Here is a 25,309-nt window from a genome sequence, read left to right as displayed (position 1 = left end):
AAAACTATTTCATGAGCCGTATTTTAATCACAGGAAAAACCGGCCAGGTCGGTTACGAACTAGAACGCAGCCTGCAGGGCCTGGGCGAGATCATCGCGGTGGACCGCAGCCAGATGGACCTGGCTGACCTGGACCAGGTGCGCGACGTCATCCGCCGCATCAAGCCGACGCTGATCGTCAACCCGGCAGCCTATACGGCGGTCGACAAGGCTGAAAGTGAACCGGAACTGGCGCTGCGAATCAATGGCGAAGCGCCGGGTGTCATGGCGGAAGAAGCAAAGAAACTGGGCGCTGCGATGATCCATTACAGCACCGATTACGTCTTTGACGGGTCGAAAGACGGTGCCTACGTCGAAACCGATCCGACCTGCCCCGTGAATGTGTATGGCAGCAGCAAGCTGGCCGGCGAAAAGGCGATCCAGGCGACCGGCATCCCGCATCTGATCCTGCGCACCAGCTGGGTTTACAGTACGCACGGCAAGAACTTTCTGCTGACCATGCTCCGTCTGGCCCAGGAACGTGACGAACTGAGTATCGTTTCCGACCAGTTCGGCGCGCCGACATGGAGCCGCACCATTGCCGATACCACGGCGCATATCGTGGCGCAAAGCCTGGCCACGGCTGACCGACAAGGATGGTGGGAAGAACGTTCGGGCCTGTACCATTTGACGGCCCAAGGAAAGACAAGCTGGTTTGGCTTTACCGAAGCGATCATGGCACATACGTCGGTTCAGAAAAAACCCCGCGTGAAACCGATTCTGGCGCGCGACTATCCGGTACCGGCAAAGCGGCCGAACAATTCAGTACTATCGTCGCAGCGTCTTATCAATACCTTCTGTAGTTTGCCGCAGTGGCAAGATGCGCTGAAACTGTGCCAGGATTGAGCTCGAGCCAACTCCGTTTTGCATACTCAGTGCAAAGTCCGCGCGGCCCACGGAGGTAGCTCAAGCAGCGACGACATCTCGGAGCCACGTGCTCGGGATGTGTCTTAACACACGCTGACAGCAATCTTTTCACATTGAGCAATGCTAACGAGCACTACGGCGTAGTGCATGACTCAAATGAGTTTGCGCCAGAACGCGCGTCGGCAGCAACGATCTGGCGATACATGGGCGTAATCGCCAGGTCAGCCAATACAGAGGACCGTGAAGTTGCTATCTCCCCCGTATTGGCCCATTCATTTTTTTATCATCTCCCTCTCGTGATTTTTCCGTCTCAAAAATTAATAATTAACTTCATTTTCCATGATAAAAAAATCCCTAAGCAATGAACAATCTTTGAGACTACAACTATTGCGTTTCCCTTTGATTGTCGGCGTCGTTTTCATTCATGTGTATGGCGCCACATTGATGTTTTCCGGGATCGCCACTGGAGCAAGTGAGAAGAATCATATTAGCGATTTCATTCAATCTCTTATTTCACAGGAAATTGCACGTTGCGCCGTCCCCCTTTTTTTTCTCGTCTCAGGCTATTTATTCTTTCATGACACACAATGGTCAACCGAAAGCTACGTCAAGAAAATCATCTCCCGCACCCGTACACTATTGTTTCCATTTCTTTTCTGGAACATTTTGACGTTACTGATTTTTTTTCTCGCACAGTCAGTTCCGGCAACACTGTCATACTTCTCCGGCAATAAAATATTAATTGCCAATTATAGTTTCTTCGACTACCTCAATGCAATCTTCGGGCTTACCAGATATCCTATTTCCTATCAATTTTGGTTCATCCGAGATCTGATGATATTGGCTCTATTGACACCATTGATACATTTCTCCCTCAAATGGCTGCCAAAAACTGTGCTTGGAGCACTATTTGTTCTGTGGTTTTTGAATATTGGAGAAAACAGTTCTGAATCAGCATTCTTTTTCGTACTTGGCTGTTATTTCGGCATCTATTCACAAAGCATCTTCTTGCTTGACCAGCCAATCTCAAAATTTCTAACGCCAACGCTAATAATTTATACTCTTCTGATCATCGCCAATGCATTATTCCCGGAAGCACCAAGTTATCAATACATGCACAAGACCGGCATTATTCTCGGGATACCGATCATCTTGTATTTGACGCAACCGGCGTTGGCCCTTCCCCGTCTGAAAAAAATGCTTATTGCTCTTGGATCCACCAGTTTCTTTTTATATGCCATGCATGAACCGACACTTACTGTATTCAAAAAAATATCGTACAAACTAATCCAGCCAGAACATAACTCATCAATTATTTTTATCTATTTTTTCTCGGCAATCATTACCATCATCACATCCATAGCTCTACATAAAATACTAATAAAAACATTCCCAAAATTTACTGCCGCAATTACTGGCGGCAGGTAATTAATCATCATTCAAAAACAAACGACACAAACAGCACCGCAACAATGTAATTCTTCATTTTCCTATATTCATTGCAACAGCCCCTCACTCTTTTAATCTTACGTTTACTATATTGAATTCTCATGGAACGCGGAAATACAAAACTGAAATTTTTTGACAAATATCTCGGGCCTGTCCTATTACTCGCTCTGACCCCCTTGCGTTTATTTCGCACCAGGCAAGTGCCAAAGTTAATCAATTCGGTTGCATTGCTGAAAACAGCAGCCATTGGCGATACCGTGTTGCTATCCGCAGCCATCACCGATCTACGTGTCGCCAATCCAGATATGAAAATTGTTCTGTTCACCGGCGCCTCAAATTTTGAGTTTGCCAAGCTGTTATCGGGCGCCGACCAGATCGTCAAGCTACCGCTGACCAATCCTTTCGCCTGCGTCAAAATCATACGCTCCCATCAAATCGACATTTTTATTGACTTCGACTCGTGGCCACGTATCAGTGCTCTACTCGCAGCACTGTCGCGTGCAAAAATACGGATTGGCTTCAACACATCGCAGCAATATCGCCACTTCATGCAAGACATCCCCGTACTTCACCGTAATGACCAGCATGAACTGGAGAACTATCGCGACCTGCTTGGAGTGATTGGCCTGAATGCTGCAAATTTGCCGCAGCAATTACAGCACTCTTGGAAAGAAGGTGGAAACACCATCGTCTTCCATATGTGGCCAAGTGGCACCCAGAGTCATCTGAAAGAATGGCCGGCCGAAAAATGGCACACTCTTGCGAACGAATTGCTATTACTGGGAAATTACTCGTTCGTCTTGACTGGGGGACGAGAAGACATTTCCGGCTGCGAAGCTTTTCTAGCAACCCTGCCGGCGTCACTGCGCCCGCGATTTATCAGTCACGCGGGGACATCTTTCAGCAACACACTATCGTTGTTACAGCAAGCTGCGCTGTTGGTCAGCGTCAATACAGGCATCATGCATGTGGGGGCGGCAATGGGAGTGCCAACTGTTGGCCTGCACGGCCCGACGGACCCTAGACGTTGGGGGCCTGTCGGACCACGTACTCGCTCAGTCGTCAGCAAAAGCAAAGGTGCAGGGACCTTGAATCTGGGCTTTGAATACACTCTTGAAACCGATTACATGAGCGGCATCGACGACAGTGACGTCATAAATGCCAGCCGTGAACTGCTTTGCTGGACAGCAAGCAACTGATCAGGTCAACCATGTGCATGCCAGCGATGTGATGTGATGTGAAGTGAAGTGAAGTGAAGTGAAGTGAAGTGAAGTGAAGTGAAGTGAAGCACAGGTAGCAACACTTCACTTCCTGTCTTGAACACATAGGTCAGGCTTGCTGCCGTAAGAATAGCAGCCAGTAGCGCTGCAGCCGGCCCCTAGAATGCAAGGAAGGTGCGTCAATAGCGGAGAGTTACCAGACTCACGTCAATTTGGAACGGTCAAGTATCTTTGTCGTCGAATATCCATTATGGAATTCCAGCGCGATAACTTTGCCACCTGCATTTTTAACCGTATCATAGCCAACGATTTTTTCAGGAACATAATCACCGCCCTTGAGCAAGATGTCGGGCACCAACAGATTGATCAAACGCTCGGGTGTACTCTCCGAAAATTGGGCCACCCAGTCGACGCTTTTCAACCCCGCCAAGACTTGCATCCGGTCAGAGCAATGATTAACAGGGCGTGCGTCACCCTTCAGCGTTTAACCGATGCATCGTCATTGACAGCCACTACTAACAAGTCGCCCAACAACTTTGCAGCGGCCAGATAGCGGACATGCCCAACATGCAGAATATCGAAGCAGCCATTGGTAAATACAATGCGTTTTCCCGCCGCCTTTGCTTCGAGTACCCGTTGTAATAAGTCCCCTTCCCGCAACACCAACGAGGGCTCACCACCAGATAGATGCATGACACGCTCAAGTTCCAGTGACGTCACAGTCGCGGTACCGAACTTCCCTCACTGCAACATTGGCTGCACCGCCCGGACGCAAGTCGTCCTTGGCAATATTAACCAGTGGCACTGGCGCCTCTGATGATATGCGGCCCGTACTGCCAAACCAGTAACGATCCAGCATTAAATCGCCCCTTTACCAGCACCCGCGCACCATTCAATTGCAAACAAGCATTCCCATCATTCGACATAAATTCCCTAACAATCAGGACAAACCCAGCTTTTCCTCAATAAGTTCAATAATGATATGTAACATTTTAATATGCAGTTCTTGAACACGATCTGCAAACTGGCCGGCCTTCGTGCAAATACTGACGTCTGCCATGACGTCAAGAGCGCTACCAGCACGCCCTGTCAGGCCAACCACGATCATGCCCTTGTCTTGGGCGGCTTTGACCGCGTTCAAAATGCTCGGGCTGGTACCGCTGGTACTGATTGCCAACACGACGTCTCCTTTACGACCATGACCTTCGATAAAACGCGAGAACACGTAGTCATAGCCATAATCATTCGCCACACAAGTAATGTGGGCTGGATCACTGATGGACATAGCCGCCAGCGCCTTGCGGTTTTTCCTGTAGCGGCCGGATAGTTCTTCAGCAAAATGAATTGCATCGCACATCGATCCACCGTTACCACAGGAAAGCACCTTACCGTCATTGCGCAACGATTCAACGATCAGATTCGCCGCCCGGTCTACATTTGCAAGCACCACTTCATTGTTGAGCAAGTCACTGAGAGCTGACTGTGCTTCCAGCAAGGAATTTCTGATCAGGGCAATACTCATTAAACACCTTTAAATAAAGAAATTTCAAATAAGCCATTAACTTGCTCTAATTATTGACATGCAATCATTAACAGCCAAAGTTTTTCATACGCTAGCCAAGGCTGCCTGTACCTTGCGGATTGTTTCGTCCCAAGAAAATTTTCTGGCCTGGAGCAAGCCCTTGGTGCACAGGGCTCCACGCATGTCGGTATCATTACACAAGGTATAAATACCTTTGGCGATAGAATCGACCGAATCCGGATCTACCAGCAATGCGGCATCGCCCGCTACCTCCGGCAATGAAGTGGTATTCGACGTCAAAACCGGAATACCACATGACATGGCCTCAATCACAGGTAAACCAAATCCTTCGTAGAGAGACGGGAAAACCAGTCCTAGCGCTCCGCGATAAAGTCCAGGCAATTCGCTTTCCTCAATCCGTCCGGCAAATACCAGTCGTTCAGAAATTCCCAGCGTCTTCGCCTGAAGCAGTAATTCCTCAGTCGGCTTCCCCGTAAATACCAGGCGAATTGCTGGATCAATATTGGACAATGCAAATGCCTGCAATATGCGTGGCTCATTCTTATGTGGTTTTCGATTGCTTACACTCAACAGATAAGAAAAGCCAGGACTATACGGTGCAACATTAACGTTGTATGATGGATCGACTCCATTGCCGACATTAATTACCCGGGAAGGGTTAATGCCTGACCAATCGATAATTCGTTGCCGGGAAAAATCAGAGACGGTTAATACTGCCGAAGCATTATGGCAAGCGCGACGCATAATTATGGTGTAATACAATGTCTTCAGCCAACTGCTATTTTCTGTGCGATCAATATGATTTAGGTCATGAATCGTGAACACAAAGCGGCGCGAAAAAAACAGCGGTGCGTTATAACCTGGACTGAATAAACCGCTCCCTTTTGGAATACGCTTCAATGTTGCCAACCACAAACGCAACGCGTCAAACGGTGCTGAGGGCGAGCCCTCCACCTCCAGATGGGGAAATTTCAGCGCATTGTCCAATACGCGAGCAACCCGGCCAATGCCATGATCCCCAATCCAGCGGGCGTCATAGAAAAATTTCAAAATACTATACCTTCAAAGAATTTTGGTTATCAAGAATTATTACAGACAAGTTTTGGCGTTTGAATACTGCATAAACGGCTGCCATTACTGAGATATGTATCCATAAATATTGACGTAAAATGTTTTGATTAAATTGTAATATCAAAAACTCAAACAGCAGTGCCAGACCCAGACCTGTCAAAATCTGTGCCTGCTCAGGCGGCAATTTTCTGGCTAGGCGCATGGGTTCGACAACGATCATGAAGATATAAATCATGAAGGGAATGAATCCAAAAAATCCGCTGGCAGCTAAAACTTCTGCAAATACTGCATTACCCTCGTATAATTTGACAGTTTCAAAATCGAGACTGGTTACTCCGTGTAACTTGGCAATTCCAGGAGCAATCCCTCCCAAACTTGTGCCAATAATCGGATTATTAAGAAACAGCGTTAAAGTATCACGCAATCCATTCTCACGATCATTGACCGAGTGAGAAGATCCGCCAAATAACCCAACACCTTGAAACAAAAAAGCAATATTGTCGAGGCCAATCACATATACGATAGCTGACACCAGGCAAATCAATAGGGCGCTCATGAATAATACGATTTTCGCCAGTTTTCGATCCACTTTTCCGCATGCGAGTTTCACGAAGAAACGTACAGGGTGCTGTAAATACCAAAGAATTATCATCAGCAGTCCCATTCGCGAAGAACTTAGGACTATTGAAAGGGTAATTGTTAAGAAGCAAAATTTCAAAACTCTTCTGGAAAATAATGTATTCTTAACTTCCATAAAATATGCGCAAACAACCCAGCCCATTAACAGATAAGTGGCATAGAAAGATGGTTCATATGAGAATCCATTGATCCTAGCCAAAACACCAGGAATCCACCATTGTTGAACCAGTAAAAAACTACCAAGGCCAATCAATGGAGAAATAAACTGCAGCACCCCATATAATGCAATGGCAACAAAAGAATAAATATACCATCTCATCAGCAGCCTCACCTTTTCCTTACTGGAAAAAATCTGGACGCATGCGAAAATAGTGGCAATATTGATAATTAGCCAGGCAAAATATCCAATACTCCGCTCAGGGAAACTTCCATTGGGAATAAACAATAAAATAAATACTGCCCATAAACACAGCCACTTCAGTCCCAATGGCACAGTAAATTTCTTCTCAAGCATGCTCGCCATCACTATACAAATAGGAAATAGCAAAAATATTTGTGAAATTCTGAAATTTAGACCAAGATTTATAATTAAAAAAATATCGAATGAGGATGTAAAAGCTGCTGCAATAAACAGACCCTGCATCAACCCCATTTGATTATTTTTCTCAAGCAAAAAATAATTTTTCATCTATTTTGCCAAATGCTAATACAACTAAAAATAAATCTGAAAGAAGTGCTGTTGACAATGTCGCCGACTATCATGAGATACATCACAGTCATTTTGGCATGACAATGCTCTCAGTGAATTCTTCAGTAGTGGCATATTGCAATACAGCATATCTTTAAATGGCACTGCTTCTACCACGCAGTGGAAGATATTACATCTTGAAACCATCAAAAATACCTGAGATTAACTTCTTACGTAAATCCAACCTATATAGCTTAAATTTCAAAAACCTTGTCAAAATAAAAAAAGTCAAAGCAACTAACGCTACGAATGCAGGGTAATTTTTCTTTATAAAATATATACGATTTCTCGATCCGAAATAAACCGAAAAAGGTGTCATATCCCCTCCGGTACTGCTACTTACTTTGTGCCATACCTGACCTTCGGGCCAATAATAAACATGAATATTATTCTGGTTACAACGCAGTACAAAATCGGTATCATCGTAGTATACGAAATACCGCTCATCCATGATTCCTACCTTTTCAAATACCGATGCGTGGATCAACATGAAACATGTTGGAGCATAAGCTGTATATTCGGCCATATCATATTGCCCAATATCAGCATCACCTTCGCCTCGATGAATCGTGCTGCCGCGCCACTTCTTAATCTCTCCACCCGCACACCAGATCAATCCAGAGTCGTGGAAGTAGATTTTTGGAACAACTATTTTCTCATCACGTTTTTTCGCCAATGCAAGCATGCGACTCAATAAATCGGCATCTTTAAACTCAATATCGTTGTTAAGAAGCAAGACATGTTCACACTGCATTTTCAGTGAAAGTGCAATACCTTGATTATTCGCTTTTGCTACACCGACATTCTGATCATTTTTTATCAACGTAACATTCTGCATGCCAGTCTTTTTTATCAACTCTTGCGACTTTAAAAAAGATAGATCATCTAAACTATTATCAATGATGAATAGCCAATAATCCAAGAATTTTTGACGTGTTAAACTTTCAAAAAAACCAGGCAAGACATCAGCACTGTTGAATAAAACAGTTACCAAACCAACTTGAGGGGTCATTTATACAATCCCCGTTTTTTCATTTCTTCGATGCTTGACTCGTAGTTATCCGTCTGTACTTCCTGTTCGTTTACCCAAGCTGTGAAACTAGCAATGCCTTCGCTAAACGGCACTTTAGGTTGAAATCCAAGTAAACGTTTCGCTTTGGCTATATCAGCATAATTGTGACGAATGTCACCGAGACGATAAGCACCGGTCACCTCGATGGGTACTTCCTTGCCAAACAGACCGACCAATGACTTGGCAACAGTGAGTACATCCGTCGCAACGCCAGCTCCGATACCAAATACTTCTCCATTCGCCGCGTCACTCGTCAATGCGAGGGTCGTTGCAGCAACGACATCTTCAATGAATACAAAATCACGGCTCTCCTTGCCATCTTCAAAAATACTCAGACCATTTCCATTTTTAATCCGGGTTGAAAAAATCGACAAAATACCGGTATAAGGATTACTCAGGGACTGGCCAGGGCCATAGACATTCTGATAGCGCAAAGCTGTGGCGCCAATTCCGATTGAAGCGCAGACCGTCATTACCATCTGTTCCTGATTTTGTTTGGTAATACCATAAACTGACGATGGATGAATTTTTGAGTCTTCATCGGTAGCAAGCAGCATCAACGGTTCTCCCGTCTTTGGACATAAAGGTTCGAATCGACCTGCTTGCATATCTTCATCCTTGCGTGCACCGGGATAGATAATACCCAATGCAGAAGAATGATACTTCCCTTCGCCATAAATCGAGCGCGACGACGCTATTACAATTTTTTTGATTTGATATGAACCATTTGCCAATAAATCCAGCATCAAACCCGTACCACCAATATTAACATCTACGTAACGGCGTATTTCATACATGGATTGCCCAGTGCCAGTTTCCGCAGCAAGATGCACAATCGCATCTTGACCAGGTAAAACAGATTCCCAAGCGGCGCGGTCCGTAACAGACCCAAGTACAAAATTTGTTTTGTCTTTGATACTGCGATACAGCATTGATGTTACGGCTGGATTCGGGCCATGAATTTGTGGGGATAAATTATCCAGAATCGTAACTACATGTCCTTCTTTTATTAATTGCAAAGCAAGATTTGATCCGATAAAACCTGCACCACCTGTTATCAATATATTCATTGCATCTTTACCCACTCGTTTAACTCAAAATTATATTTTTTTATAATCCGCATCGGATTCCCACCAACTATGCAGTAACTTGGTACGTCAGAATTAACTACCGTATGAGCACCAATGATAGAATTTTTTCCGATCCTGGTATTTGGTAGAATTATCGAACCATAGCCGATAAAAACACCATCGCCGATTTCAACATAATTACCTTCACATTGAACTCTGTCTCCAACCTTTATTGGATTATAAATATCATTATAAGGATGATTCACATCAACAATAGCAACATGCCCCGTTATCGAAACATTATTCCCTATCGATATTCTCGAACCACAAACAATGTGTACATTTTGCTCTATATTTACATTATCGCCAATTAACAATTCTGGCTCCCATGCATTATTCTCTCCAACAACTTCAAGTCGAGCCCCCGAACGTATCATCGTATTATTCCCAATTTCTATACATTGAGGATTTCCGATGTAAAGTGGCTTAAATAATAAAGATCGCTTGCCAATTTTCTTAAAAACAAAATTATAATAAATTTTTGTTTTTAAAATAGCCAATATTAGAAAGCATCTATTAACTTTCTCATGGAATGGCAAATGGAGAAATTTAACAATTTTCAAAATCATCACTTATCATCCAATGGAATTGGATATTTTCATCCGTAAAAATTTCATTTTTAAACCAAGATAAAAAGGCAATGCCCTTCCAAAATAACGACATAAAAATAATTTTATTTTGAAAGCCGGCTCTTCAATAAATAAATTTGTCAAACCATGATTTTTTTCAAGCAAATATTTTTTGCACAGGATGTATTGATCCAAACCAATAGCTGCAGATTTCAACAAGCATGATTGGACTCCATTTTTTGCATTCACATTCTCAAGAAATTTATTAATCTGACTTGCACTTAATTTATCTTTTGCAAAATCATGCACATTAAAAATAAAATCAAGATTTCCCAATCTTAATGATGGAGAAGATGAAATTGTATTAACTAAGTTGCTTGAATGAAACCGATAGACAGAATTGTTTCCCTTGACAATACCAACATTTCCAAGCAATGCACATTTTAGATACAATTCAGAGTCGCAGGATAAATTATCCGGATTGGAGAATGCATTCAACTCCATCGCTAATCTTCGATTGAATGCCATATTACATAAAGTTGCATCTTGGGGTTTCACTGTACCCCGCGACATAAAAATATCTATACCTGAGACAACATCGGGAAATGGCAAAGAAAGAAATGTACTTTCTTTCTTTGTTTCATCAAAAATAGTACCTTCACCGTACACAAGTACAATGTTTTCGTTTTTCTCTATGCAGCTTAGTACGCTTCTCAAGTAATCATCATTAACAAAATAATCATCATCCGATAAAATAATAAACCACTCCGCGCTAGAGCGATTAAACACTGCCTCTTTCCAATTATTTACCATCCCAATATTTGTTGTATTTTTAAAATACTTAACACGTGGATTCATTAAATATTTCTCGACCACCTCAGAAGTATTATCAATTGAGCAATTATCAGAAATTATTATTTCGAAATCGGCATTCTTTTGGCAGATTACACTACCTATTGTTTGATCAAGATATTTAGCACGATTATAAGTAGGGATAACCACACTAATTTTTGGCAAATGCATAATTTATCTTTATGGAAAATGTTTATTGGTTAATCGCCATGCAAAGGCAGCGTAAAAAATAAAGTTTATGCACTGGGTTAGCAGTCCAGCAATGGCAAGCCACCATACAGAAAAATTATTTGGAATAAATTTTACCGTAACAAAAAAGCTGATAATAAATAATCCATTGACCATCCATAGAATCATGCTGCGCTTTGCGATAACGACGACTCCCGCGAATATTGTTTCTATCGAAATAATTCCTTGCCATGCAGCCAAAGCAAGAAATACAAATTTAATCCCGATAACGCTGTCGGCATCACGTCCTTGAGATAGAATCTCCAGAAGCCATGGCATAATAAACCAAACTAAAAATACTCCCACCATATAAATCGGGAGGGTATTTTTCAAATAAACTTTTACATTGACATAAAATAGTTTTTTATCACGCTCAACCCATGCTTTGGCCTGCCTGGCATGATATATATTGGCTTGCGGTCCTATTGCAACGCCCGCCAAACCGTCCGAAAACTTCTTGGCATATTGGAAAATGGATATCATTCCTGGCGCCAGATATGAAAGTGCATTGTTTAATATCATTCCGACAAAGAAATTATGAAAGGAATGTCCAATACGCATCGTAAAACTATTTTTTATGAACGAAATGAAAAATTTTGCATCTATATTTTTGGGGAAACTTGCCCACTTGATCAAAATTAATGGATACAACACCAACTGCACCAATATCGAAAAGCTGCTCCATTTAGCAAGTTCAATAACATCATGCTCATCAAGAAAAATAAAAACAAGTAAACTTAATAATTGACCTAAAGGCAATATCAAGGATAGGCAATAAGATGCACCATAATAGTGATGCACATTCAAGGTGCAGCGCACTACATGAAGCAGCGGCGAAAAAGCTACCTGGATTAGTAATATTAAAAATACGGGGATGGCAAGTTCCTTGGCTTGCCTTCCAAATCCTCCTGCAAATCCATCCATTATTGCATCAACAATTACAAAGCAAACTACGCTAAATACTAAGCCACTGACTATTGCCCATACAAATGCACCTCCCAAGAAATCAGCAGCATCCTCTTTATTTCTTAGATATATCTCGGTATAAAATACCTGGAACTGCTCTACTCCAATCAGTACCAACAAGCTTAGTATCGCTATAACTCCAACATTCAATAACCAGATATCAGAGTTAATATCCGTACCAAACAATTTCCATACCAGCACCGAGTTCATCAGGCCAATTCCGGCGCCGAGAACCGCGAGCATGTTGTACTTGAGAAGCATACTAAACGTCGTCTTTCAACTCAAAATCGATATCGAGCGCGGGCAATAATTTTTCATTGCAGGTTTTTACAAAAAAGCTCCGCATTTCATCGAAGCGATCTGGTTGCAACAAAAGAGTGCCCTGCAAAAGTTCAGCGACGATATGCATACTCAGATGTATTAGAAATTCACGCCAAAGAATTCTTCGATCTTGCTGATCGAGAAGTCCATCATTTCGCGGGTCAGGCCCGGGAAGACGCCGATCCACAGCGTGTCGTGCATGATGCGGTCGGTATTCGTCAGCTCGCCCGAGACACGGTAGTTACGCCCGATCATGTACGGCTGGCGCGTCAGGTTGCCGGCAAACAGCAGACGCGTACCGATCTTGTGTTGATCCAGGAAAGTCAGCAGGCTGACACGGTCCACGTTCGCTTCCGGACGCAGGGTGATCGGGAAACCGAACCACGAGGGATCCGAGTTCGGCGTCGCTTCCGGCAGGATCAGGAACTCCGCACAGCTCTGCAGGCCATTTTTCATGTAGTTGAAATTGTCCTTGCGCGCCTGCACGAAACCGGCCGTGCGGTCCATCTGCGCCAGGCCGCAGGCGGCCTGCATGTCGGTAATCTTCAGGTTGTAGCCCAGGTGGCTGTAGGTGTACTTGTGGTCATAGCCGTCCGGCAACGTGCCCAGCTTGCAGCAGAAGCGCTGGCCGCAGGTGTTGTCCTTGCCTGGCGCGCAATAGCAGTCGCGGCCCCAGTCGCGGAACGATTCGGCAATCGCTTTCAGTTCCGGATTGTTGGTGAACACCGCGCCGCCTTCACCCATGGTGATATGGTGCGCAGGGTAGAAACTCATGGTGCCGATATCGCCGAAGGTGCCGCACATCTGGCCGTTGTACGTGGCGCCCAGGGCGTCGCAGCAATCTTCCACCAGCCACAGATTGTACTTTTTGCACAGCGCGACGATGACTTCCAGGTTGAACGGATTGCCCAGGGTATGGGCCAGCATGATGGCCTTGGTCTTGTCCGTGATGGCCGCTTCGATTTTGCTGGCGTCAATATTGTAGGTGCCCAGCTCCACGTCGACGAAGACGGGTACCGCACCATATTGCAAAATCGGATTGACGGTGGTCGGGAAACCGGCCGCCACGCCGATGACTTCGTCACCGGGCTGGATGGCGCGCGCGCCGAGTTTCGGCGACGTCAGCGCCGAGAAGGCCACCAGGTTGGCCGACGAGCCGGAGTTCACCGTGATCAGGAATTCGACGCCGATGAACTTGGCCAGACGCTGTTCGAATTCGTCATTGAAACGCCCCGTGGTCAGCCAGGCGTCGAGCGAGGCTTCGACCATCAGGCCCATCTCGGGGGCGCCGACGACTTTGCCGGCCGGTGGAATCACCGTCACGCCCGGCTCGAAGGGTTTCGGCACGCTGGCCAGTGCGCCGTATTGCGCCACCAGGGCAGCGATCTGCTCGCGGATTTGTTGTTGGGTCAGTTGTTCGCTCATGATACAGCCTTCAATTTATTAGGTAATTAATCAGGTATTTTGATAGGTGGCGATTTGCGCCAGCGTCATTGCCCGCATGTCCGCGCCCTGGTCGCAGGCCTTATGCCATTCGACGATCTTGGCGATGGTCTGGCCGATGTCCCAGCGCGGATGCCAGCCCAGCTGGCCGCGTGCCTTGGAACAATCGAGCTTCAGATAGGTCGCTTCATGCGGATGGTCCTGGCCATCGAGCGACCAGGAGGCACCCGCGCCCCATTCTTGCGTCATGCGCTCGATGATCCATTCGACGGGCTTGGCGTCGGTATCGTGCGGACCGAAGTTCCAGCCTTCGGCATGCACGGGGCCTGCCGTATACAGCTTTTCCGCCAGGGTCAGATAGCCGCTGAGCGGCTCGAGCACATGCTGCCACGGGCGGATCGCATGGGGATTGCGGATCATTACCGGCTCGCCGGCGCCGATCGCGCGCAGCATATCCGGGATCAGGCGATCCAGCGCCCAGTCGCCGCCGCCGATGACGTTGCCGGCGCGGCCGCTGCCCAGAGCCACGCCGTGTTCGGCGTATTTGTCGGCATGGAAGAAGGAACTGCGGTAGCCGGCTGTCACCAGTTCGGCGCAGCCCTTGCTGTTGCTGTAGGGATCGTAGCCGCCCATGGCCTCGTTTTCGCGGTAGCCCCACGGCCATTCGCGGTTTTCATAGCACTTGTCGCTGGTGACGTTCACCACCGCACGCACGCCAGGCGTGGCGCGCACGGCTTCGAGCACATGCACCACGCCCATGACGTTGGTGGAATACGTTTCCACCGGATTGGCGTATGAGTAGCGCACCAGCGGCTGGGCGGCCATGTGAATGACGATGTCCGGGCGCGCAGCGGCCATGGCGCGCTTGACTGCGTCGCCATCGCGCACGTCGCCGATGATCGACTGCATGCCACTGGCCACGTCGGCGACCTCAAACAGGCTGGGGGTGGTCGGTGCCGCCAGCGCATAGCCGGTCACGTCGGCGCCAAGCTGCTGCAGCCACAGGCTCAGCCAGCCACCCTTGAAGCCGGTATGGCCGGTGAGGAAAACACGTTTTCCTTGCCAGAATGCGGGATTCATCAAGCCGCCTTCCAGGGGGCCTTGCCCGATTGCCACAGTTCTTCCAGATGTACCTTGTCGCGCAGGGTATCCATCGGTTGCCAGAAGCCATGATGGAAGAAGGCATGCATTTCGCCTTCCCGCGCCAGGCGCTCCATCGGCGCCTTTTCCCACACGGTACTGTCTTCGGCGATATAGTCGATGACTTGCGGCGACAGCACGAAATAGCCGCCGTTGATCCAGGCGCCATCGCCTTGCGGTTTTTCCTGGAAACTGTTGATCTTGTTGCCATCCAGATTCAGCGCGCCAAAGCGGCCGGGCGGCTGGGTCGCGGTCAGGGTGGCGAGCTTGCCGTGCGCCTTGTGGAAGGCGATCGATTCAGTAATGTTGACATCGCTCACGCCATCGCCGTAGGTGAAACAGAATGCCTCTTCGCCTTCCAGGTAGGGCTGGACACGCTTCAGACGCCCGCCGGTCATGGTCTCGTCGCCCGTGTCGACCAGCGTCACTTTCCACGGCTCGGCATTGCGCGCATGCACTTCCATCTGATTATTCTGCATATCGAACGTCACGTCCGACGTGTGCAGGAAATAATTCGCGAAATATTCCTTGATGACATAGCCCTTGTAGCCGCAACAGATGATGAAATCATTAACACCATGTGCAGAATAGGACTTCATGATATGCCAGAGGATCGGTTTGCCACCAATTTCCACCATCGGCTTGGGCTTTGTTGATGTTTCCTCACTAATACGGGTTCCCAATCCTCCCGCCAGAATAACAGCTTTCATTTAATTCCCTTACTCTTCAATTTACTACCCGCAGGCAGGCCCAGGCATACCCGCTATTCAATTATTTTTTCCCGCCCAAGCATTTTTCAGAGCGCTCCAACGATATTTGCTGCCCTCATCATGAGCAGACCGCAAATATGCATCACGCATCAATGCCAAAAACAATGCCAAGAATCCACCACCGACAAATCCCAAAATAATAATAATCATTTTTTTCGGTTTTGATTTTTTTTCTGCCGGTACTGCACTATCGAGAATTTGTATGTTCGACGATTCTTTGGCCTCGTCTATTTTTGCCAACTCATACTGTTTTGACAGCAATTCAAATATGGTTTCCTGATATTTAACATTACGCAAGCTTCGTATATATTCAACCCCCACCTCAGGAATCTTTCCGGTTGGCACCATCAAATCGCCGTCCTTGGATGATTTCCCTGTTTTCAATCTACCAAGTTGAGCTTGATATCCTTGTATTTCCCCCTGCAAACGCATAAGATCTGGATTGTTATTTGTTGCAAAGCTCCGCATTGCATTCAGTTGCACTTCTTTGGCTGCAATCGTTCCTTCCAACTGGGCAACGTTACGGATAATGCCCTCGACTTGTCCATCCAATTGCAGCATGCCAGTACTTTCCTGTGTCTTGCGCAAAGCAATTTCGGCATTCGCCAAGTCGTCTTTAACCGCGACTAACTGTTTTTCAAAAAACAGGCGGCGCTGCGCAGCATCGGTTATCGCAAGGCCCTTGGTCAAATTCGACAGCTCAATGACAAAGGCATTGGCTATTTGGGCCGCAAATTTCGGATCTTTATCTTCGACAAGCACAGAAATAGTTCCGGCTTTATCATTAACGACAGTCGCCATGCCGTCCAATTTCTTGCGCGCCTCGTCTAATGTTTCCACATCAAAGCGTGTTTTCAAATCAAATTGACTTATCAGTTTGTCTGCGATGGTTCGACTTTGCAACATGGCAACATACAAATCATTAGGATTTTTCAACCCTGCAATGCCGCCGGCGGCTCCAGCCAGCCCGCCAAGCTGTCCCAACATGGCAGAGACTCCCGAGCTTTGCTGCTGAGGAGGTAAAATGACTGCTGTCGATAAAAAAGTCGGCTTAATCAGGAATGCAACAGCGATTGCCAATACTCCCGTTACCAACGGCACCATAAACAATATTTTTTTTTGCCGGGCAAGTGCAGTCAATATATCCAATAAGTGAATTTCATCATTATTTTCATTCATCGGTACGCTCTGCTCTCTATTTTTTAATTGCTCAGACATCTTTTTCTCTCGGTTGATAACCCGTCATATTTTCAGCGTCACCAAGGTTCGTTTGTCTTACGCATATCGCATAACTATCAAGATACCCTGGCATCTACTTGGCATTAGTCTTTCAGTACCTTCAAACCAGCCGCACCCAAACCGAACTGATAAAAAATAGCTGTCCATTCCTTCAAGCTCTGCATGAACGTGCTGCGTTCGATTTTTTCAGGCACCACGACGGTATCACCCGGATTCAACGCCGTGCCGCCGAGGCCACCGAACCAGCCGGTGCCTTGGCCGCTTTTCGCCGTGCCATCCGCACGAATCACGTACATTTCGGATTTATCCGCATTCGCGGTGATGCCACCAGCTTGCTGTACATAGTCGTTGACCGTGCGCTGTGAGCGATAAACGAACGCGTTTTGCTGGAAGACAGAACCCAGCACATCCACGGTGCCGGGGCGGCGCGGGATCAGGATCGAGTCGCCGTCCTGCAAGGGCAAATCGGGCAGGTTTTTCACTTGCGTATCGACGCCAGGCAAATCGAGCACAATACGGCCTTCGGCCTTGACGGTGCGCAGTTTTTGCACGATGCGGCGCTGCTGCTCGACTTCAGCAGCCGTTTTTGCCGCATTCTCCTTGTCGCCACTCGAGGAGATGCGCTGGGTGGCATTCGATTCCAGGTCGCGCTCAAAGCGGTCGGCCACCTGGTTCAATTTGATTTGCTGGGCGCGGCGTACGGATTCGCGGTTCAATTGGGTGGCGTACAGGTAGCCGTTTTCATTGGCACCACCGACACGGGCGATCAGTTCGCGCAAGGTTTCACCTTTTTTCAGCAAGAAAATACCGCTCTGCTTTGCTTCGCCAGCCACGCGCACGTATTCATTCTGGATTTGTGCCTGGACGGGTACAGCGCCTGGTGCGAACACGCGCAGAATATCGGTAGGCTTGACGGCAATGCCGGCCAACTGGCTGCTGGAAACGCCTTTGTCGGCTACCAGTTCCAGCACGGTTTTATATTGATTGTCGATGTTCTTTTCGACCACGATCTGCTTGGTTTCCGCCGCCGAATCAAAACCGCCGGCCCAGCTCAGTACATCAGCCAGTGTCGCGTTGCCTTTCAACTCGAAGATGGCCGGTTGCTTCACGCTGCCCGTCAAGGCCACCAGCGGGCCCACCTCAGGAATATAGATCACGTCGCCGTCGCGCAAGGTGACGTCACGGCTCTTGTCACCGTTGACCAGCATGTCATACAGGTCGAACGTGGTGACGGTATCCTTGCCGCGCTTGAGCTGAATACTGCGCATGCTGCCGGTAGCGTCCGGACCGCCCGAGGTAAACAGGGCGTTGAGCAGGGTGCTCATGGAATTGAGGGTATACGTACCGGGACGAACGGCATGGCCAACCACGTAGACCTGCACGGCACGCGTTTGCGCAATGCTCGCAGTCAAGTCGAAATTGGTGTATATCTTGCCGATGGCCTTTTTCAAATAGCCCTGCAAATCCTTGTACTGCACGCCGCTGACCTTGATGGAGCCGACGCGTGGGATGAAAATCGCACCGCTGCGGTCAACCGTGGCGCTGACGTCAATGTCAACCATGCCCCAGCCGCGTACCTGCAACTCGTCACCCGTGCCAATCACGTATTCCTGGTTCACCTGGACACCATCGAGCGGCGCAAAGGTGGACGGCACGTCGCCGAACAGATCCTGGCCAAAGATCCTCAATTTCTTACCGGTCACGCCATCGACATACTCTTCGAAAGCCCCGACTGGCGCATCAACATCAGTACCAGTACCCACAATGCTCCGTTTGCCGTTACTGTTGACGGGGACTTTTTTTGCCTGACGCTGCTCACCGCGTCCGCTGCGAATACTGGGCAAACTGCTGCCGCCCATTTCATTCGCCTGTGCACGAGAAATATCCGTGCGGGGCATGTCAGTTGGGCCAAGTTCCTGTTCGACGGCATAGGCCGAAGTTGCACCCAGCAGGAAAGCCGAGAAAATCATGTGTTTCACGAAAGGCGGGGGAGTACGAAATTGCTTTTTCATGCTGGTCTTTGTCTGGATGAATGTTGTATGAGTAAAGGGAGCGCCATGTGCGCTTAATACTTGCCCTGCCAGGTCACGCTGATTTCTTTCGGGCCGGGATTGATCGACAAACCCGATTTGCTCTGGTCGCGCTGCGCGTGCCACAGCCAGCTGCCCATGGCGTAGCCGACGATGCCGCCGGCGACCGTGTCGGACACCCAGTGCTTGCGGCCGAACACGCGGCCGGCGGAACCCACGGCGGCCACGCTGTACAACCATGGCGCATCGTATTCCTTGGCAAATGGCGTCACGGCAGCAAAGCCGATCGCGGCATGCGCGGAAGGGAACGACGAGTTCGAACGGGAACTGCCGCTGCCGACGCGGCTCCACGTCCCGAGGTCTTCCTCGGGACGGGCGCGGCCAAACGCATATTTGCCGGCCACGGCCAGGCCCGTTGCCGCGGCAACCGATTGCAGGGAAATGAGTCCCGTATTTTGCATGCGGTCATCGCCCAGGGCGAAAGCAGCGGCAGCGGCGCCCACTGCCGCATACGGCATGGCCTTGCCCAGCTTGTCCCAGTTGCGGTAGACCTTGGAGTCCTCGTGTTTCTTCACGAAACGGTCGACGGGCTTGTCGCTCAAGGCGGAGGCCACCACCACGCCGCCGATCAGGGCCGTGGCCTTGACCCACTCGGCCGGTTGCGGCAAGGCGGAAGACGATTGCTCCAGGCGCGCTCGCATGGCGGGCCATGGACTGACAAACGGCCGGTCTGGCGGATTGACGGCAGGCAGGTGCTGTTCGTCCGGGCGCTCGGCAAAGTTGCCCAGGCCATCGTAGCTGTGCATGTCGGCACGCGGGCGCTCGAACATGTCGTACAGGTCGCCAGGCGAGGCCACCATCTGCCCCACGTCGCGCGTCCATGGCGCAATGGCAAAGCCGGCCGTTGATTGCGTATCCATCGGCAACATACTGTTCAGCGGCACGGACAGGAAGATGCCACGGTCCTGATACGGCTTCGACGGCGTGCCAGGGCTGGTGATGTCGTTGCCGTTCGTATGCGTGTACCACGCGCCGACTTCGATGCCGGACTGGAAGCGGCGCTTGAACTCCACGCGCACGCCCGTGTCTTTGGCCAGGAAGCGGCCGGCGCGCGCCGTCACGGTAATATCGTGCGGCAAGCGGTAATGCAGGGAACCGATCGCCGTCACCGTCTTGTAGTCGCGCGAATCGAGCAAGCCCTTGTAGCCACGCTGCTGCAAGGCATCGACAGCCACGTCGGCCGCCCAGCGGCTATCCTTCGGCAGGTACAGCACCTGGCCGCCCACGCCGCGGAACATGTCTTCATACAGGCCGGCCGACATGCGGGTATACACGCGCTCGGCGGGATTGTTGTATTTGTTCAGCAAGACGCGGCTCAGCGAGAACCGCCCGCCGCGCAAATACTCCGCGATATCGGTACGCACGTGCGGCAAATTGCTGTTCGATGGCTGCTTGACGCCCGATACGGTTTCCAGCAACTGCAGGCTGGCGGCGCTATTCAGGTACAGGCCGTCGCCGAGGCGGCGGTCGTAGTTGGCCACGGCCGAGATCGAATAACGGAAGGCACCGCTCGGGTCATTGAAGAAGAAGCCCACCTTGGGAGCGACCTTGAAACGGTTCGCTTCCCGGTCCAGCGATTTGATTTGCACCACGTCGCCATCAACGCCAACGCCGACGGCCAGCTTGCCATCGTCCTGCAGGACATTGGCGGCGTTGGCGGGAGCCGGTGCGGAAACGGCAGCGGTAGCTGCCGCTGGCGCAACGCCAGCAGGCGCGCTGGCAGGAGCCGCAGCAAGTACCGGTGCCGGTGCAGGTGCGGCGGCCACGACGGGCGCTGGCTTGTCGAGGAATTCCTGCAGCCAGCTTTGCTGATCATCGCGGATGACGTCGCTTTTTTCAGGGTAGCGCAGCAGCACGACGTCGAGGAAGGCCTTGCGGTCGATCTTGCCGGCCAGATAGTCGTTCAGTTTTGGCAGGTCAAAGAATTCGTAAGTGGCGATTGGCTGGTCCAGCTTGGTGTACGTGATGCGCAAGGTCGTCACGCCCTTTGGCGCGAAGGCGACAGCCGTGCGCGCGGCACGGCCAACGGCGCGACCCATGTTCGAAATCCGGCTGTTGGTCAGACTCAGGCTCAGGACATTGCCTTCCTGGTCGACACGGATGTTCTTGTAGTCCTGCTTCACCAGGGCATTGACCAGGTCGGCGCCATACACGGCGTCGCGGTGCCATTCTTCCTTGCTTGGCAGCGGTGGCGGATTCTTGTCATCCACGAAATACGGCGGTTCGTACACCTTGGGGACAAACTCGCGTTCGCCAAACGGAATGCTGATATAGGCGTTCACGCTGAACTGGTCGCGGTTACGGGCCGCTTGCAAGGCAAGCCAGCCCCAGCGGTACTCCAAGCCCACGGACGCGCCTTTGCGGCGCTTGCCGGCGTCCGTTTCGCTGGCACGGAAGTCGCGCAAGTAATTCGTTGTATCGTATTCGGCCACCACCGACCAGCGTGGCAGCGCGGCCGGCGTCCAGCGCGCGCCGGCGAACACCCCGTCCGGGCGTTTATGAGCATAGCCGAGGCTCGCTTCGATATTCTTGCTGACGCCAAATGTCTTGGTGGCAACCACATATTGGCCCTTGAACAGCTCGGTACCGAACAAATCCGTCATGCCGACGGCAACGGACGGCATCCACTCCGTTTCTGTCCACAGGCGCAATTTGCCGTCGACGACTTTATCCTTGTAGCGGCCATAGCCACTGCCATATTCACCGGGCACATTGGTAAAACCAGGTATGCCCGTGATCGACACATAACGTCCCGTCATTTGCAGGAAAGGCAGGATATTGGCCGTCGCCCATAACTGGCCATACGGGCTGTCGTAGCTGTAGCCGACGCTGAAGGTGCCATCCGTTTCCACCACGGCGCTGGGCATATTGATATACCCGGACTGGCCACCATGATTCGGGGTCGCGGCCATCACCGAAGGCGCGCCAAGCACCAGACAGCCACACCAGGTATATTTGATTGATTTTCTGAGTACGCTTAACAAATCCGGCTACCTAAAGATCCTGCACCTGGAATTCCTGACAATGTCTTCAGAAAATCAATGAGCTTGGGGAAAAGTGAATGAAACGAAAAAAGGCCAACCCACGGGCATCTTGCAATGCCACGTATCAGTTCGCCACTAAAACTAGGCACTCCCGGGCAACAGATCGTTGCTTAATCATGCCTCAGGAATATATGTCGCAGAATTTTAACATTGTTTTCTTGTAGCAAATGCTTAACTTGTTTCCCTAGCGCCACACCTGCCCCTGCACCGCAAACGCCGCCTGCGGCGCTGCGGCAGGCGGGAAAGGTCACTTCAAACTGCCAAATACTTTGCCGATAATCTTGCTGCCATATGCGAGCGGATTGCTTCGGATGGCTTTTTCTTCCTCGCCGATCATCAGGTACAGGCCGTCAAGCGCACGGTCCGTGACATAGCCTTCCACCGTCGATTGCTGCTGCGGCACCAGTCCCGTCTTGCCGATCTGGCTCATGGTGCTGTTGTACTTGCTAGCCAGGCCGGAACGGTCGGTAACGGATTTCACGATGGGCAGGAATTTGACGGCCAGGGGTGCCGATGTCTTCTGGCGGAAGAAATCCGTGACGGAGGTATCGCCACCGGACAGGATATTTTTTGCATCGCTCACGCTCATCGATTTGACAGCGTCGAGCAACAATGGCTTGGCCATGGGTACGGCCGATTCGGCGGCACGGTTCATCGACACCACCAGATCGTCCAGTTGCTGGCCGCGGCCCGTCATTTTCAGCAAGGGCTTGGCTTGTTCCAGGATGCCGGGCAACTTGATCTTCACCTTGTCGTTATTGAGAAAACCATTTTCGATGCCCAACTTGGCAACGGCGGCGGCCGATCCGGCTTCCAGCGCCGCCTTCAAGCCATTGCTCGCATCCTGGTTACTGAGGGCATCCAGGGGACCGGCGGCGCCTGCGCCGGACGACAGCAACACCAACGCGCACAGGAGGACGGCCGAACGACCAGGGAAAGGGTTCAGGCGCATAGTTTTCCTTTTCTAAAGAATAGACAGACTACCTTCTGCTGGAACCTTAGCACATCAAAACTGCAAATACTGCAGCAATTTTTTGCGTGTTGGGGGAAACAAGGGGTGCCACAGATGGCGAAGGGAAAGGACTATACAACACCGGCTGTTGTATCCGCGCACGCTAACGCCGGCGGCATAGTTTAGAACCTATCCCAGCAGATGAATACATCTCCTACTGGCGCGCCTCGGAAGCGGGGACTGCGTTGATCGTCGTCGCGTGGCTCGCCACGCATCCTCCTCACGCCTTGTCCGCGCTCCCGAATACGCTGCCAGCAGAAGACGCTCCCTACCGGGATAGGTTCAGCCTGCTATCGCCGCCAGCTGTTCGCGCACCCGCGCCAGATCCGTCTCGCGCATGCGCGCCGCCGTCTGGCGCAGGGATTTTTCCGCGCCCGCCACGCCGGCCGCCGCCGCCATCGACAGCCAGATATACGCCTGCTGCAAATCGAGCGGGCCACCCTGGCCGCTGGCCGCCATCAAGCCCAGATTCATTTGCGCCCGCGCATGGCCCTGACGCGCGGCCAGCGCATACCAGTCCCAGGCCGCGGCATAATCCTGCGGCACATCCTGGCCATTGTCATGCCTCAGGCCCAGTGCAAACTGGGCCAGGCTGTGGCCCTGCGCGGCCGCGCGGCAGTAACAAGCGCAGGCCAGCTGGCTATCGGGTGCCGGACCATCGTCGCGGTCGTGCAGCACGCCCTGCATGTATTGCGCCGGCGCGTAATCCTGCTCGGCGGCGCGGCAGTACCACTCCAGCGCCAGCGACAGATCCTGCGGCACGCCCTGGCCATGTTCATAGCGCAGGCCCAGGTCGAACTGCGCCCGCACATGTCCCTGGTCGGCCGCCTTGCGGTACCAGAAGATGGCTTCCTGCGCATCGGCAGGCACGCCCTGCCCATGCTCATACAGGAGTCCCAGCTGATACTGGGCTGCGGGAAAACCCTGCCCGGCCGCCTGGCGGTAGAACACTTGTGCCTGAGTATAGTCCTGCGCACCATGCTCATGGTGCAGGCCCAGGTTATGCTGGGCCGCCGCGTGCCCCTGGCCCGCTGCCTTCACGTACCACGCGAGTGCCGCCTGCTTATCGCAGGGCACGCCCTGGCCATTATCGTAGATCAAGCCCAGGTTGAATTGCGAACTGGCGTGGCCCTGCTCGGCCGCGCGCCGGTACCAGGTGATCGCCTGCCCGCTGTCCTGCGGCAGCACGTCGCCATTTTCATAGCGCAGCGCCAGGTTGAACTGGGCCGGCGCATAGCCCTGTTCGGCCGCCTTGCGCATCCAGGCCGTCGCCTGCTGGCGGTCCTGGCGCACGCCTTGGCCATTATCGTAGCGCAGACCCAGGTTGAACTGCGCCCGTGCATAGCCCTGTTCGGCCGCCTTGCGGTACCAGGCGATGGCTTGCACGAAGTCCTGCGGCACGCCCTTGCCATTGTCATACATCATGCCCAGATTGTTTTGCGCACCCGCGTCGCCCTGTTCCGCCGCGCGGCTGAACCACAGCATGGCTTGCCCGCTATCTTGCGCGAGTCCCTGGCCCTTTGCATACAGCCAGCCCAGGTTGTACTGGGCCGCCGCGTACCCCTGCTCGGCCGCCTGCTGGTACCAGTGCGCCGCCTGCGCAAAATCCTGCGCCACGCCCTGTCCCTTCTGGCACATCACACCCAGGTTGTACTGCGCATGCTCCAGGCCCTGCGCGGCGGCCAGGCTGTACCAGTGCAGCGCCAGCGCATAGCTTTGCTCAGTGCCCTGGCCATTGAAATGCATGAAGCCCAGGCTGTGCTGGGCGTTCGCATTGCCCTTCTCGGCCAGCCCTTTCAGGCGCAGGTAGTCAGCCGTGTAATGAGCAGCCGTGTAGCGGGGGGCGGCAAGCGGCATG

Annotated in this window: 21 protein-coding genes and 1 pseudogene; 3 read left to right on the top strand and 19 right to left on the bottom strand. The window is 50.7% G+C overall.

The genetic code is table 11. From position 1 onward, the window contains the following. The first annotated feature begins 11 nt into the window (after positions 1-11). The 3 genes from rfbD to OX460_RS23495 all read left to right on the top strand — a co-directional run bounded on the left by rfbD (position 12) and on the right by OX460_RS23495 (position 3,553). The gene (gene rfbD, locus OX460_RS23505) at positions 12-884 is read left to right on the top strand and encodes a dTDP-4-dehydrorhamnose reductase (protein WP_251350079.1); all 873 of its coding nucleotides are present in this window, start codon (positions 12-14) and stop codon (positions 882-884) included. 360 nt (positions 885-1,244) lie between these two features. After that, a complete protein-coding gene (locus tag OX460_RS23500; protein WP_251350078.1) occupies positions 1,245-2,333 on the top strand; it encodes an acyltransferase in 1,089 nt (362 codons plus the stop codon). A gap of 122 nt (positions 2,334-2,455) precedes the next feature. Next, positions 2,456-3,553 carry a glycosyltransferase family 9 protein gene (locus tag OX460_RS23495; protein ID WP_251350077.1) on the top strand — a complete coding sequence of 366 codons (1,098 nt, stop codon included), beginning with the start codon at positions 2,456-2,458 and terminating at the stop codon, positions 3,551-3,553. Between the two features lie 223 nt (positions 3,554-3,776). On the opposite strand, the gene OX460_RS23490 is transcribed toward OX460_RS23495, so the two are convergent. From OX460_RS23490 to OX460_RS23400, 19 genes and pseudogenes are all read right to left on the bottom strand, one after another. Continuing rightward, positions 3,777-4,004, bottom strand: a complete 228-nt coding sequence (locus tag OX460_RS23490; protein ID WP_289900103.1) for a hypothetical protein — start codon at positions 4,002-4,004, stop codon at positions 3,777-3,779. Between the two features lie 47 nt (positions 4,005-4,051). Next, positions 4,052-4,267 (bottom strand): adenylyltransferase/cytidyltransferase family protein, encoded by a 216-nt coding sequence (locus tag OX460_RS23485; RefSeq protein WP_289900102.1) that lies wholly within the window; start codon positions 4,265-4,267, stop codon positions 4,052-4,054. A gap of 52 nt (positions 4,268-4,319) precedes the next feature. Beyond that, positions 4,320-4,500 (bottom strand): annotated as a pseudogene (locus tag OX460_RS23480) (D-glycero-beta-D-manno-heptose-7-phosphate kinase); the annotation flags it as partial. A gap of 14 nt (positions 4,501-4,514) precedes the next feature. After that, positions 4,515-5,096, bottom strand: coding sequence for an SIS domain-containing protein (locus OX460_RS23475; protein ID WP_077408748.1), 582 nt, complete (start codon positions 5,094-5,096; stop codon positions 4,515-4,517). Between the two features lie 84 nt (positions 5,097-5,180). Continuing rightward, on the bottom strand, positions 5,181-6,167 hold the full coding sequence (locus OX460_RS23470) for a glycosyltransferase family 1 protein (RefSeq protein ID WP_289900101.1): 987 nt from the start codon (positions 6,165-6,167) through the stop codon (positions 5,181-5,183). A 4-nt stretch (positions 6,168-6,171) separates the two neighbouring features. Continuing rightward, a complete protein-coding gene (locus tag OX460_RS23465; protein ID WP_289900100.1) occupies positions 6,172-7,515 on the bottom strand; it encodes a hypothetical protein in 1,344 nt (447 codons plus the stop codon). Between the two features lie 190 nt (positions 7,516-7,705). Then, complete coding sequence (locus tag OX460_RS23460; protein WP_289900099.1) at positions 7,706-8,587, bottom strand: glycosyltransferase family 2 protein; 882 nt, start codon at positions 8,585-8,587, stop codon at positions 7,706-7,708. Continuing rightward, positions 8,584-9,717 (bottom strand): NAD-dependent epimerase/dehydratase family protein, encoded by a 1,134-nt coding sequence (locus OX460_RS23455; RefSeq protein WP_289900098.1) that lies wholly within the window; start codon positions 9,715-9,717, stop codon positions 8,584-8,586. The genes OX460_RS23460 and OX460_RS23455 overlap by 4 nt, the downstream gene beginning before the upstream one ends. After that, entirely contained in the window at positions 9,714-10,346 is a 633-nt protein-coding gene (locus OX460_RS23450) for an acyltransferase (RefSeq protein WP_289900339.1), read from the bottom strand. The genes OX460_RS23455 and OX460_RS23450 overlap by 4 nt, the downstream gene beginning before the upstream one ends. Before the next feature lie 6 nt (positions 10,347-10,352). Then, positions 10,353-11,369 (bottom strand): glycosyltransferase, encoded by a 1,017-nt coding sequence (locus tag OX460_RS23445; RefSeq protein WP_289900097.1) that lies wholly within the window; start codon positions 11,367-11,369, stop codon positions 10,353-10,355. A 9-nt stretch (positions 11,370-11,378) separates the two neighbouring features. After that, positions 11,379-12,635: a lipid II flippase MurJ gene (locus OX460_RS23440; RefSeq protein WP_289900096.1), complete on the bottom strand. Its 1,257-nt coding sequence runs from the start codon at positions 12,633-12,635 to the stop codon at positions 11,379-11,381. A 177-nt stretch (positions 12,636-12,812) separates the two neighbouring features. After that, the gene (rfbH, locus tag OX460_RS23435; protein WP_289900095.1) at positions 12,813-14,138 is read right to left on the bottom strand and encodes a lipopolysaccharide biosynthesis protein RfbH; all 1,326 of its coding nucleotides are present in this window, start codon (positions 14,136-14,138) and stop codon (positions 12,813-12,815) included. A 30-nt stretch (positions 14,139-14,168) separates the two neighbouring features. Beyond that, on the bottom strand, positions 14,169-15,236 hold the full coding sequence (gene rfbG / locus OX460_RS23430; protein ID WP_099666290.1) for a CDP-glucose 4,6-dehydratase: 1,068 nt from the start codon (positions 15,234-15,236) through the stop codon (positions 14,169-14,171). Beyond that, entirely contained in the window at positions 15,236-16,006 is a 771-nt protein-coding gene (gene rfbF / locus OX460_RS23425) for a glucose-1-phosphate cytidylyltransferase (protein WP_099666289.1), read from the bottom strand. The genes rfbG and rfbF overlap by 1 nt, the downstream gene beginning before the upstream one ends. A 57-nt stretch (positions 16,007-16,063) precedes the next feature. Continuing rightward, positions 16,064-17,284, bottom strand: a complete 1,221-nt coding sequence (locus OX460_RS23420; protein WP_099666288.1) for a GNVR domain-containing protein — start codon at positions 17,282-17,284, stop codon at positions 16,064-16,066. 104 nt (positions 17,285-17,388) lie between these two features. Continuing rightward, on the bottom strand, positions 17,389-19,317 hold the full coding sequence (locus OX460_RS23415; RefSeq protein ID WP_289900094.1) for an SLBB domain-containing protein: 1,929 nt from the start codon (positions 19,315-19,317) through the stop codon (positions 17,389-17,391). A gap of 53 nt (positions 19,318-19,370) precedes the next feature. Beyond that, entirely contained in the window at positions 19,371-22,307 is a 2,937-nt protein-coding gene (locus OX460_RS23410; protein ID WP_289900093.1) for a YjbH domain-containing protein, read from the bottom strand. A gap of 379 nt (positions 22,308-22,686) precedes the next feature. Then, positions 22,687-23,391: a DUF4197 domain-containing protein gene (locus tag OX460_RS23405; RefSeq protein ID WP_289900092.1), complete on the bottom strand. Its 705-nt coding sequence runs from the start codon at positions 23,389-23,391 to the stop codon at positions 22,687-22,689. Between the two features lie 342 nt (positions 23,392-23,733). After that, positions 23,734-25,308 carry an SEL1-like repeat protein gene (locus OX460_RS23400; RefSeq protein WP_289900091.1) on the bottom strand — a complete coding sequence of 525 codons (1,575 nt, stop codon included), beginning with the start codon at positions 25,306-25,308 and terminating at the stop codon, positions 23,734-23,736. Between the last annotated feature and the right edge of the window lies 1 nt (position 25,309).

Origin of the sequence: Janthinobacterium sp. SUN033, from assembly GCF_030397595.1 — a bacterium.
GTDB lineage: Bacteria > Pseudomonadota > Gammaproteobacteria > Burkholderiales > Burkholderiaceae_D > Janthinobacterium > Janthinobacterium kumbetense.
Note: the sequence above shows the minus strand (reverse complement) of the source record. Positions and strands in the feature narration are given on the sequence as shown.

What these genes read in the sequence shown, in the direction of transcription:
- OX460_RS23485 (WP_289900102.1), bottom strand. Translation starts at nt 4,267, where the DNA reads ATGCATCTATCTGGTGGTGAGCCCTCGTTGGTGTTGCGGGAAGGGGAC.
- OX460_RS23445 (WP_289900097.1), bottom strand. Translation starts at nt 11,369, where the DNA reads ATGCATTTGCCAAAAATTAGTGTGGTTATCCCTACTTATAATCGTGCT.
- rfbG (WP_099666290.1), bottom strand. Translation starts at nt 15,236, where the DNA reads ATGAATCCCGCATTCTGGCAAGGAAAACGTGTTTTCCTCACCGGCCAT.
- rfbD (WP_251350079.1), top strand. Translation starts at nt 12, where the DNA reads ATGAGCCGTATTTTAATCACAGGAAAAACCGGCCAGGTCGGTTACGAA.
- rfbH (WP_289900095.1), bottom strand. Translation starts at nt 14,138, where the DNA reads ATGAGCGAACAACTGACCCAACAACAAATCCGCGAGCAGATCGCTGCC.
- OX460_RS23420 (WP_099666288.1), bottom strand. Translation starts at nt 17,284, where the DNA reads ATGTCTGAGCAATTAAAAAATAGAGAGCAGAGCGTACCGATGAATGAA.
- OX460_RS23460 (WP_289900099.1), bottom strand. Translation starts at nt 8,587, where the DNA reads ATGACCCCTCAAGTTGGTTTGGTAACTGTTTTATTCAACAGTGCTGAT.
- OX460_RS23400 (WP_289900091.1), bottom strand. Translation starts at nt 25,308, where the DNA reads ATGCCGCTTGCCGCCCCCCGCTACACGGCTGCTCATTACACGGCTGAC.
- OX460_RS23465 (WP_289900100.1), bottom strand. Translation starts at nt 7,515, where the DNA reads ATGAAAAATTATTTTTTGCTTGAGAAAAATAATCAAATGGGGTTGATG.
- OX460_RS23455 (WP_289900098.1), bottom strand. Translation starts at nt 9,717, where the DNA reads ATGAATATATTGATAACAGGTGGTGCAGGTTTTATCGGATCAAATCTT.
- OX460_RS23405 (WP_289900092.1), bottom strand. Translation starts at nt 23,391, where the DNA reads ATGCGCCTGAACCCTTTCCCTGGTCGTTCGGCCGTCCTCCTGTGCGCG.
- rfbF (WP_099666289.1), bottom strand. Translation starts at nt 16,006, where the DNA reads ATGAAAGCTGTTATTCTGGCGGGAGGATTGGGAACCCGTATTAGTGAG.
- OX460_RS23450 (WP_289900339.1), bottom strand. Translation starts at nt 10,346, where the DNA reads ATGATTTTGAAAATTGTTAAATTTCTCCATTTGCCATTCCATGAGAAA.
- OX460_RS23475 (WP_077408748.1), bottom strand. Translation starts at nt 5,096, where the DNA reads ATGAGTATTGCCCTGATCAGAAATTCCTTGCTGGAAGCACAGTCAGCT.
- OX460_RS23495 (WP_251350077.1), top strand. Translation starts at nt 2,456, where the DNA reads ATGGAACGCGGAAATACAAAACTGAAATTTTTTGACAAATATCTCGGG.
- OX460_RS23440 (WP_289900096.1), bottom strand. Translation starts at nt 12,635, where the DNA reads ATGCTCGCGGTTCTCGGCGCCGGAATTGGCCTGATGAACTCGGTGCTG.
- OX460_RS23500 (WP_251350078.1), top strand. Translation starts at nt 1,245, where the DNA reads ATGATAAAAAAATCCCTAAGCAATGAACAATCTTTGAGACTACAACTA.
- OX460_RS23410 (WP_289900093.1), bottom strand. Translation starts at nt 22,307, where the DNA reads ATGGCCGCGACCCCGAATCATGGTGGCCAGTCCGGGTATATCAATATG.
- OX460_RS23415 (WP_289900094.1), bottom strand. Translation starts at nt 19,317, where the DNA reads ATGAAAAAGCAATTTCGTACTCCCCCGCCTTTCGTGAAACACATGATT.